The 9,886-nt window shown below is 68.4% G+C and carries 9 protein-coding genes and 1 pseudogene; 8 read left to right on the forward strand and 2 right to left on the reverse strand.

The genetic code is table 11. From position 1 onward, the window contains the following. The first annotated feature begins 63 nt into the window (after window positions 1-63). The 8 genes from MXB90_RS11545 to MXB90_RS11580 all read left to right on the forward strand — a co-directional run bounded on the left by MXB90_RS11545 (window position 64) and on the right by MXB90_RS11580 (window position 8,437). Window positions 64-429, forward strand: coding sequence for a winged helix-turn-helix domain-containing protein (locus MXB90_RS11545; protein WP_250044867.1), 366 nt, complete (start codon window positions 64-66; stop codon window positions 427-429). A gap of 63 nt (window positions 430-492) precedes the next feature. After that, window positions 493-1,251 (forward strand): molybdate ABC transporter substrate-binding protein, encoded by a 759-nt coding sequence (gene modA, locus MXB90_RS11550; protein WP_250044869.1) that lies wholly within the window; start codon window positions 493-495, stop codon window positions 1,249-1,251. Between the two features lie 15 nt (window positions 1,252-1,266). Then, window positions 1,267-1,965, forward strand: coding sequence for a molybdate ABC transporter permease subunit (gene modB, locus MXB90_RS11555; protein WP_250044871.1), 699 nt, complete (start codon window positions 1,267-1,269; stop codon window positions 1,963-1,965). Further along, window positions 1,962-3,050 (forward strand): molybdenum ABC transporter ATP-binding protein, encoded by a 1,089-nt coding sequence (gene modC / locus MXB90_RS11560; RefSeq protein WP_250044873.1) that lies wholly within the window; start codon window positions 1,962-1,964, stop codon window positions 3,048-3,050. The genes modB and modC overlap by 4 nt, the downstream gene beginning before the upstream one ends. Window positions 3,051-3,229: 179 nt before the next feature. Next, complete coding sequence (gene acsA, locus MXB90_RS11565) at window positions 3,230-4,951, forward strand: acetate--CoA ligase (protein ID WP_250044875.1); 1,722 nt, start codon at window positions 3,230-3,232, stop codon at window positions 4,949-4,951. After that, entirely contained in the window at window positions 4,948-6,954 is a 2,007-nt protein-coding gene (gene pdhA, locus MXB90_RS11570; protein WP_250044877.1) for a pyruvate dehydrogenase (acetyl-transferring) E1 component subunit alpha, read from the forward strand. The genes acsA and pdhA overlap by 4 nt, the downstream gene beginning before the upstream one ends. Then, window positions 6,951-8,141, forward strand: coding sequence for a dihydrolipoamide acetyltransferase family protein (locus tag MXB90_RS11575; RefSeq protein ID WP_250044879.1), 1,191 nt, complete (start codon window positions 6,951-6,953; stop codon window positions 8,139-8,141). The genes pdhA and MXB90_RS11575 overlap by 4 nt, the downstream gene beginning before the upstream one ends. Further along, window positions 8,138-8,437, forward strand: coding sequence for an acyl carrier protein (locus tag MXB90_RS11580; protein WP_250044881.1), 300 nt, complete (start codon window positions 8,138-8,140; stop codon window positions 8,435-8,437). The genes MXB90_RS11575 and MXB90_RS11580 overlap by 4 nt, the downstream gene beginning before the upstream one ends. Here MXB90_RS11580 and MXB90_RS11585 read toward each other — a convergent pair. Both MXB90_RS11585 and MXB90_RS11590 read right to left on the reverse strand, forming a co-directional pair. Next, window positions 8,416-9,075 (reverse strand): response regulator transcription factor, encoded by a 660-nt coding sequence (locus MXB90_RS11585; RefSeq protein ID WP_250044883.1) that lies wholly within the window; start codon window positions 9,073-9,075, stop codon window positions 8,416-8,418. The genes MXB90_RS11580 and MXB90_RS11585 overlap by 22 nt on opposite strands. Window positions 9,076-9,128: 53 nt before the next feature. Continuing rightward, a pseudogene (locus MXB90_RS11590) lies at window positions 9,129-9,796 on the reverse strand (IS3 family transposase); the annotation flags it as partial. Window positions 9,797-9,886: the final 90 nt, after the last annotated feature.

Consider the following 9,886-nt stretch of genomic DNA (forward strand, 5'->3'; position numbering starts at 1 on the left):
AAGGCCCTTGAAGGCGATGGGGTCTTCGGGAAACATCGCCGCATGGGGAAAGGAGCCATCGCCATGACGACCTTGAAGCTGCGCATCCTGTTTGACGGGGTGATGATCGGGCCGGGCAAGGCCGAGCTGCTGGAACGCATCCGCGAAACCGGGTCCATCGCCGCGGCCGGGCGCCAGATGGGGATGAGCTACAAGCGCGCCTGGATGCTGGTCGAGACAATGAATGCGGCCTTTGCGGCCCCCCTTGTGACCAGCGCGCGCGGCGGCAAGGGCGGCGGCGGGGCAGGCCTGACCGAGGCCGGCGCCGAGGTGCTGCGATTGTATCGAGAGGTCGTCGCCCGGTCCGAGGCGGCGGCGGGGGAACCGCTGGCCGCGCTGGAACGGATGCTGCGACCCAAGGCCGCAAGCGAACGGTTTGACGGACAATAACGCTTGCCAGCCAGCGCCCGCCTGATTGATATATCCGGCAGGAAATATCGACCGGAGCGTTCCATGACCCGCCGCCTTGCCCTTGCCTGCGTTCTGGCCGCATCGCTTGCCCCCCCCGCCCTTGCCGAAGAGGTGGTGGTCTTTGCGGCCTCTTCGATGAAAACCGCGCTGGATGCGGTAGCGGCGGGGTTTCAGGACAGCACCGGCCATCAGGTGACGATCAGCTATGCCGGGTCAGGCCAGCTGGCCCGGCAGATCATTCAGGGCGCGCCCGCGGATATCTTTGTCTCGGCGGCCGTGAACTGGATGGATGCGGTGGAACAGGACGGGCTGATCGCCGCCGGCACGCGGCGGGATCTGTTCGGCAATACGCTGGTTCTGGTCGCCCATGGCCAGGATGCGGCGCCGGTCACGATCGGGCCGGACCTTGATCTGCCGGGGCTTCTGGGTGAGGAGAAGCTGGCCATGGCGAGGGTCGACTCCGTGCCTGCGGGCCAGTATGGCAAGGCCGCGCTGGCGCATCTGGGCCTGTGGGATGCCATCGCGCCATCGGTGGCGCAGGCCGACAACGCGCGTGCGGCCCTGGCGCTGGTCGCGACCGGCGAGGCGCCCTATGGCATCGTCTTTGCGACCGATACGGCGGCGACCGAGAATGTGACCGTCGTGGCCACTTTCCCCGCCGACAGCCACCCGCCGATCATCTATCCCGGCGCGCTGCTGACCAATGCCGCGGACGCCGCCGACCGGGCGTTCTTCGAGGCCTTGATGTCCGATCTGGGCGATGCGACATTCGCCGCGCAGGGCTTTGCCATCCTGAACTGACGCGGGGCGCGCCGGATGACCGATCTGCTGACACCCGAGGAATGGCGCGCGCTGACCCTGTCGCTGCGCGTATCGCTTTGGGCCACGCTGGTCAGCCTGCCGCTGGGGGTTCTGGCCGCCTATGCGCTGGCGCGGTGGCAGTTCTGGGGCAAACAGGTGCTGAACGGGCTGATCCACCTGCCGCTGATCCTGCCGCCGGTGGTGACGGGCTATCTGTTGCTGATCACCTTCGGGCGCAAGGGCTATGTCGGGCAATATCTGGACGAATGGTTCGGCATCGTCTTTGCCTTTCGCTGGACCGGCGCGGCGCTTGCGGCGGGGGTGATGGCCTTTCCGCTGATGGTGCGCGCGATCCGGCTGGCGATCGAGGCGGTGGATCCAAGGCTGGAAGATGCCGCCAGCACCCTTGGCGCATCGCGGCTGTGGGCCTTTGCCACGATCACGCTGCCGCTGATCCTGCCCGGCATCGTGGCGGGCGCGATCCTGGCCTTTGCCAAGGCGATGGGCGAATTCGGCGCGACCATCACCTTTGTGTCGAACATCCCCGGCCAAACCCAGACGCTGCCATCGGCGATCTACGGTTTTCTTCAGGTGCCGGGGGGCGAGGCACAGGCCTTCCGGCTGGTTCTGGTGGCCATCGGCGTGGCCATGACCGCGCTTTTGCTGTCGGAATGGGTCAGCCGGGCGGTCGCGCGCAGGATATCGGGCCAATGACGCTGTCGGTCGATCTGCACCACCGCCTGCCCGGCTTTGCCCTGCAAGTGGCCTTTGAGGCGCCGCCCGGGGTCACGGTGCTGTTCGGGCATTCGGGATCGGGAAAATCGACCGTCATCAATGCCGTGGCCGGGCTGTTGCGCCCCGATCGGGGGCGCATCGCGCTGGACGGAACGGTGCTTTTGGACACCGGGGCGGGCGTGATGTTGCCCCCCCATCGCCGCCGGATGGGCTATGTGTTTCAGGATGGGCGGTTGTTCCCGCATCTGAGCGTGCGGCAAAACCTGCTGTATGGCCGCTGGTTTGCCCCACGGGTGCCGGGGGCCGAACTGGACCGGGTTGTGGACATGCTGGGCATCGGCCCGCTTCTGGCCCGCCGCCCCGGCGCGCTTTCGGGGGGCGAAAAGCAGCGCGTGGCCATCGGGCGCGCGATCCTGTCCAATCCGCGCCTGCTGTTGATGGATGAACCGCTGGCCGCCCTGGATGAGGCCCGCAAGGCCGAGATCCTGCCCTATCTGGAACGCCTGCGCGATGAATGGCGGCTGCCCATTCTTTACGTCAGCCATTCGGTGGCCGAGGTGGCGCGGCTGGCCACCACCGTCGTTCTGCTGGACGGGGGCCGCGTCGTCGCCACCGGCCCCGCCGCCGCGGTGCTGGCCGACCCCGCCATGGCCCCCGCCATGGGCCCGCGTGAAGCCGGGGCCATGATCTCGGCGCGGCTGGTGGCGCAGGAAGATGACGGGCTCACCCGGTTCGAAACCGGCGGCGGGCCGATCTGGCTGCCGCAGGTTCGGGCCGCGGCCGGGGCGCGGCTGCGGCTGCGCATCCTGGCCCATGACGTGATGCTGGCGACACGCCGCCCCCGGGACATCTCGGCGCTGAACATCCTGTCGGCCACGGTTGAGGGGATCGCCCCGGGCGACGGCCCCGGCGCGCTGGTCCGGCTGCGGGTGGGCGATGAGGTGCTTTTGGCGCGGGTCACCCGACGCTCGGCCGTGGCGCTGGATCTGGCCCCGGGGCGCGCGGTCTTTGCCGTTCTCAAGACGGTCTCTGTCGCGCAGGAAAACGTCGGCAGCGCGATGTGACACGGGCCCGATTCTTGCCCCTCGCCCCACCGCCCGCCTTGTGCCGAGGCAAGCCATCTGGCGCGCGCGGGGGCCGGGGTGACGGGAATCAATGACAAATCCGGCATCACAGGCCACAGTTGCAGGGTCCGGGACGCCCCCGGGCCAGACAAAAGTTCATCCGCCTCGGGGAGGAGACGGTGGTCTATGCGCGTATCACAAAACCCGCGCGGGCGCGCGGTGAAGGCCCCGGCCCCACCGGCTGGCCGGCCGCGCGGGCGCGGCTGGCGGGCCTGCCGGGGGGTGGGCTGAACATCGCACATGAGGCGGTGGACAGGCATGTCGCGGCCGATCACGGCGCGCAGCCCGCACTGATCTGGCTGGGGCGTGAGGGCGCGCGGCAGGTCTTCAGCTATGCCGAACTGGCGGCCGAGGCGGCGCGCTTTGCCCATGTGCTGCGCGCCCACGGCATCGGCCCCGGCGAACGGATGTTCCTGCTGGCGGGCCGGGTGCCCGCGCTTTACGCGGCAACCTTGGGCGCGATCAAGGCGGGCGTCGTCGTCAGCCCGCTGTTTGCCGCCTTCGGGCCCGAACCCGTGCGCGCGCGGATGGACATCGGCGGGGCCAGCGTTCTGGTCACGACCGAAGCGCATTATCGCCGCAAGGTGGCACCTTGGCGGGCCACAATGCCGGGGCTGAAGCTGGTGCTGATCATCGGCGAGGGCGCGCCTGACGGCTGTGTGGCGCTGGGGCCTGCGATGGCCGCCATGCCCGCCACCTTCGAAACGGTCGCAACCCGACCCGAAGACATGGCGCTGTTGCATTTCACCTCGGGCACGACGGGCCTGCCCAAGGGCGTGGTCCATGTGCAGGACGCGGTGGTGGCCCATGCCGAAACCGGGCGGCTGGCGCTGGACCTGCATCCGGGGGACATCTACTGGTGCACCGCCGATCCCGGCTGGGTCACCGGGATGAGCTATGGCGTGATCGCCCCCCTGTGCAACCGCGTGACGATGGTGGTGGATGAGGCCGAGTTCGACCTGGACCGCTGGTATGGCATTCTGGAACGCGAACGGGTGCAGGTCTGGTATACCGCGCCGACCGCGATCCGCATGATGATGCGCGCGGGCGCGGACGCGGCCCGGGGGCGCGACTTTTCCGCCCTGCGGTTCCTGGCCTCGGTCGGCGAGCCGTTGAACGCGGAATGCGTGATCTGGGGCCAGCAGGTGTTCGGCCTGCCGTTTCATGACAACTGGTGGCAGACCGAAACCGGCGGCATCATGATCGCCAACACCCCCGACATGGACATCAAGCCCGGCGCGATGGGCAAGCCCCTGCCGGGGATCGAGGCCGGGATCGTGACCCGGGACGGCGCGGTCCTGACCGAACAGCCCGCCGGCCAGATCGGCGAACTGGCGCTGCGACCGGGCTGGCCCTCGATGATGCGCGGCTATCTGGGCCAGCCGGAACGCTATGCCAAATCCTTCGCGGGCGGCTGGTATCTGACCGGCGATCTGGCGATGTGCGATGCCGATGGCTATTTCTGGTTCGTGGGCCGGGCGGACGACCTGATCAAGTCCGCGGGCCATCTGATCGGCCCGTTCGAGGTGGAAAGCGCGCTGATCGAACATCCCGCCGTGGCCGAGGCAGCCGTGATCGGCGTGCCCGACGAAACCGCCGGAGAGGTGGTCAAGGCCTTCGTCACGCTCAAGGCCGGGTATGAACCGGGCGAGGCGCTGGAACGCGACCTGCGCGGCCATGCCCGCGCCCGCCTTGGCCCCGCCGTCGCCCCGCGCGAGATCGTGTTCCGCGACAGCCTGCCGCGCACCCGATCGGGCAAGATCATGCGCCGCCTGCTGCGCGCGCGCGAACTGGGCCTGCCTGAGGGCGATCTGTCCACGCTGGAAGGGGATGCACGATGACCAAGGTCAAGCTGGACCACACCCACGCCCGCGACCTGCTGCGCGGCATGATCCGCATCCGCCGCTTTGAGGAAAAATGCTTCGAGCTTTACACGCAGGAAAAGATCCGCGGTTTCCTGCATCTTTATGACGGCGAAGAGGCGGTGGCCGTCGGCATCAGCGCCGCGCTGGACCCGCGCGACCGGGTGGTGTCGACCTACCGCGAACATGGCCACGCGCTGGCCCGCGGCACAAGCATGGAATCGGCCCTGGCCGAGATGTATGGCAAGGCCACCGGCTGTGCGGGCGGGCGCGGCGGGTCGATGCACCTGTTCGACGCGGAAACCAACCTTTATGGCGGCAATGCCATCGTGGGCGGCGGTCTGCCGCTGGCCGTGGGCCTGGGCCTTGGCGACAGGATGCAGGGCCAGGACCGGGTCACGGTCTGCTTTTTCGGCGATGGCGCGCTGGCCGAGGGTGAATTTCACGAATCCATGAACCTCGCGGCGCTGTGGAACCTGCCGGTGCTGTTCGTGCTGGAAAACAACCTTTACGCCATGGGCACGGCGGTGGCGCGGGCGCAGGCGAACACCGATTTCGTCCCCCGGGCTGCGGGCTACGGGATGGTCGCCGAAGGCGTGGATGGCAATGATGTGGTGGCCGTCGAGGCCGCCGCCCGGCGCGCGGTCGAGGCGATCCGCGCGGGCCAGGGGCCGCGGTTCCTGGAATGTCGCACCTACCGCACTCGGGCGCATTCGATGTTCGACGCCGAGAAATACCGCGACAAGGCCGAGGTGGCAGAATGGCGCGACCGCGCGCCCATCACGCGCTTTCAGACCTGGTTGCTGGACAACGGATTGATGCATCCCGACGAGGTTGCGGCGATTGAGGCCGAGGTCGCGGCCCAGGTGGAAAATGCCGTCGCCGCCAGCGAACAGGCCCCGTGGGAACCGGTTGAGGATCTGCTGCGTCACGTCGTGGCCGAAACCCGCCCCGACGCGCCCGCGCCCGTCCCCTCCGATCCCGCCCCGTCCGGGCCACTGGTTGAAACGACCTATCGCGACTGCTGCCGCGCCGCCATCACCGAGGCGATGCTGCGCGATGACCGCGTCTTTCTGATGGGCGAGGATGTGGGTGCCTATGGCGGTTGCTATGCGGTATCGCTGGGGCTTCTGGCCGACTTCGGCCCCGATCGCATCCGCGACACGCCCCTGTCGGAATCCGGCTTTACCGGCGCGGGCATCGGCGCGGCGCTGGCGGGCATGCGCCCGATTGTAGAAATCATGACGGTCAATTTCTCGCTTCTGGCGCTGGACCAGATCGTCAACACCGCCGCCACCATCCGCCACATGTCGAACGGGCAGTTCGGCGTGCCGCTGGTGATCCGCATGGCGACCGGCGCCGGGCGGCAGCTGGCCGCGCAGCATTCCCATTCGCTGGAGGCGTTCTTTGCCCATGTCCCCGGCCTGCGGGTGGTGGCGCCCGCCACGCTGGAGGACGCGCGCGGCATGCTGTGGACGGCGTTGCAGGACCCCGACCCGGTGATCATCCTGGAACATGTCATGCTTTACAACATGGCCGGCCAGATCGCCGCCAATGCCGGCGCGGTGGACATCGACCGCGCCGTGATCCGCCGCGCGGGCCGCGATGTGACGCTGATCGCCTGGTCCCATTCGCTGTGGAAGGCGCTGGAGGCCGCCGAGGCGCTGGCCCGCGACGGGATCGAGGCCGAGGTGATCGACCTGCGGTCCTTGCGCCCCCTGGATCAGGCGACCATCGCCGCCTCGGTCAGCCGCACCCGACGCGCGGTGGTGGTGGACGAGGGCTGGCGCACAGGCTCGCTGTCTGCCGAGATCGCCGCGCAGGTGCAAGAGACCTGCTTCTGGCAGCTTGACGCCCCCGTCGCCCGGGTCTGCGCGGCCGAGGTGCCGGTGCCCTATGCCAAGCATCTGGAAACCGCCGCCCTGCCGCAGGCCGCCGATATCGTGGCCGCGGTCAAGGCGCTGCCGGGGGTGGCGGGATGAGCCTGTTCACCATGCCCTCGCTGGGCGCCGACATGGAAGATGGCAGGCTGGTCGAATGGCTGGTGAAGCCCGGCGACCGGGTGGCCAAGGGCGATGTGGTCGCGGTGGTCGAAACCCAGAAAGGCGCGATCGAGATCGAGATCTTCGCGGCGGGCGAGGTGGCTGAACTGCTGGCCGAACCCGGCCAGCAGCTGCCGGTCGGCGCCCCATTGGCCCGCCTGACCGAAGCGGGGGCCCCCGCCGCCCCCGCGCCACAGGCCCCCGCGCTACAGGCCCCCCCGCCAGCCCCGCCCGTGCCCACACCGCCCCCCGCCCCTGCCCCGGCGCCGGTTGCGCCCGAACCGCGGGGGGCTGTCCTTGCCTCGCCTGCGGCACGGGCGCGGATGGCCGAACTGGGGATTGCCCTGGCGGTGGGCTCGGGGCCCGGTGGCGCGGTCCTGCTGGCAGATGTCGAACGGCAGGCGCAGGCCAAGGCACCGACCGAACCGACCCCGCCCGGCCCCAAGGGCAAGCCCGGCCTGGACATGGCCGAGATGCGCCGCGCGATCGCGGCCGCGATGGCCCGCGCCAAGCGCGACATCCCGCATTACTACCTGACCCATGACATCGACCTGCAGACCGCGCAGGACTGGTTGACCGCCCGCAACGCGGACCGGACCCCGGACCAACGCCTGCTGATGGGCGCGCTGCTGATCCGGGCGACGGTGCGCGCGCTGGCCCGATATCCCGAACTGAACGGCCGGTATGAGGCCGAACCCTACGCCCCCGCGCCCGCCGTCCATTGCGGCCTGGCCATCGCGCTGCGCGGGGGCGGGTTGATTGCCCCCGCGATCCTGAACGCCGAAACGCGGGACACCGACGCGCTGATGGATGCGATGCGCGATCTGGTCGCCCGTACCCGCGCCGGGCGGCTGCGCAACAGCGAACTGACGCAGGGCACGATCACGGTATCGTCCCTGGGCGAGACGGGCGTGGATGCGCTGCTGGGGGTGATCTATCCGCCGCAGGTGGCGCTGATCGGCTTTGGCACCCCGCGCGTGAAACCCATGATCCACGATGGCCGCGTTCAGCCGCGCCTGGCCGTGACGGTCAGCCTTGCGGCCGATCACCGGGTCAGCGATGGCCGCCGCGGCGCGGCATTCCTGGCCGAGATCGACCGCCTTTTGCAGGAGCCCGACCACCTATGACCCCGCTTGATCTGCGCAGCGCCTTTCTGGCCGACCTGACCGCCGTGGCCCCCGATCTTGATGCGGCCACGATCGGCGATGACGACCACCTGCAGGTCGATCTGGGCCTTGATTCGATGGATTTCCTGAACCTTGTCAGCGCCCTGCACAAACGCTTTGGCCTACCGATCCCCGAGGCCGACTATCCCCGCCTTGCCACCCCCGCCAAGGCCGTCGCCTATCTGTCCGCGATGTTGGGCCAACCCCAGCCGCCCCTGCAGGCTGCGCGGCGCCCTCATGCCGGCCCCAGCCGATAGCCAAGGCCGCGTTCGGTCTCAATGATCCCGGCGCCCAGTTTCTTGCGCAGGCGGCTGACGTGAACCTCGATCGTGTTGCTGTCGATATCGGCATCGAAGGCATAAAGCTTGTCTTCCAGCTGTGCCTTTGACAGCAACTGACCGGGCCGGGCCAGAAACGCCTCAAACAGGGCCCATTCGCGCGCGGTCAGGGCCACGGGCGCCCCATCGCGGCGGATGCTGCGGGCAGCAAGGTCAATGTCCAATGTGCCGTGGGTGATGATCGGGTTGGGATTGCCGACATAACGACGCGCCACCGACCCGATCCGCGCCGACAATTCGGCCAGATCGAAGGGCTTGACCAGATAGTCATCGGCCCCGGCATTCAGCCCCTCGATCCGGTCGGACACCTGGTCCAGCGCGGTCAGGATGATGACCGGGGTGACATCGCCGCGCGCGCGCAGCCGACGCAGGAACGGGATGCCACGACCATCGGGCAGCATCAGATCCAGCAGGATCAGATCATAGGCCGCGCCGCGGATCGCATCATCGGCGGCGTCAAGGCGCGTCACCCAGTCCACCGAATGCACATCGCCCGCGATCTGGTCACGCACCGCGGCGCCCAGCACGGCATCATCTTCGATCAGCAGGATACGCATGGGTGGACTTGCCCGGTTTTGGTGGAGAGCGTTTAGCTCACTTTCCGGACCTTTTACGCGAAGGCGATGGAGCTCTGGAAGCCGAGCGATGAATGCCGCCTGACGGGGTTATAGAACCCGCCGATGTATTTGGCGACGGCGTTTTCGGCTTGAGCGCGCTGCTGCCAGGCGACCGGCCGGATCAGCTCCCACTTGATGGTCTTGAAGAACGTCTCGACCATCGCGTTGTTGTAGCAGTTCCCACACCCGCTCATCGAGATCAGGAGGCCCCTTTTCCGGAGCGGCGCCTGATAGTCCACAGAGCAGTATTGCGACCCGCAGTCGGAATGGTGAACCAGCCCCGGCGCGGGGTTGCGAGCCACGAGAGCACGGCGCAACGCTTCGACTGCCAGATCGCGCTTCAGACGATCACTCGTGGCCCAACCGACGACGCGCCGAGAGAACAGGCCCAGCACGACGGCAAGGTAGAGCCAGCCCTCTGCCGTCCAGATGTAGGAGATGTCTGCTCCCCATTTTCTGTCCCGGCCATCCGCCGTGAAGTCCTGCGCCACCAGATTGGGCGCGGCAGGCTAGGCATGTTCACTGTCCGTCATGCGCTTGAAGCGCCGTTTCTACCGCGCGATCAACTGGGTCTCGTACATAAGGTGTACCGTGCGATGCCGCCCGATCACATGGCCCTCGTCGACGAGATCGGAGGTCGCATCCGGGGACTGCCATTAGTCCCGTTTGTCGAATTATGCGCAGAAGTTGGTGACGCTTGATCAGGCGGCGGCTTGAAGGTGACGGAGACCGTCGCGGAACTCAATCCCTT

Origin of the sequence: Phaeovulum molybdatiresistens, from assembly GCF_023544865.1 — a bacterium.
Classification (GTDB): Bacteria; Pseudomonadota; Alphaproteobacteria; order Rhodobacterales; family Rhodobacteraceae; genus Pontitalea.

Excerpts from the sequence above, each read along its gene's own strand:
- MXB90_RS11585 (WP_250044883.1), bottom strand. The coding sequence starts at position 9,075 with ATGCGTATCCTGCTGATCGAAGATGATGCCGTGCTGGGCGCCGCGGTG.
- modA (WP_250044869.1), top strand. The coding sequence starts at position 493 with ATGACCCGCCGCCTTGCCCTTGCCTGCGTTCTGGCCGCATCGCTTGCC.
- pdhA (WP_250044877.1), top strand. The coding sequence starts at position 4,948 with ATGACCAAGGTCAAGCTGGACCACACCCACGCCCGCGACCTGCTGCGC.
- MXB90_RS11545 (WP_250044867.1), top strand. The coding sequence starts at position 64 with ATGACGACCTTGAAGCTGCGCATCCTGTTTGACGGGGTGATGATCGGG.
- modC (WP_250044873.1), top strand. The coding sequence starts at position 1,962 with ATGACGCTGTCGGTCGATCTGCACCACCGCCTGCCCGGCTTTGCCCTG.
- MXB90_RS11575 (WP_250044879.1), top strand. The coding sequence starts at position 6,951 with ATGAGCCTGTTCACCATGCCCTCGCTGGGCGCCGACATGGAAGATGGC.
- modB (WP_250044871.1), top strand. The coding sequence starts at position 1,267 with ATGACCGATCTGCTGACACCCGAGGAATGGCGCGCGCTGACCCTGTCG.
- MXB90_RS11580 (WP_250044881.1), top strand. The coding sequence starts at position 8,138 with ATGACCCCGCTTGATCTGCGCAGCGCCTTTCTGGCCGACCTGACCGCC.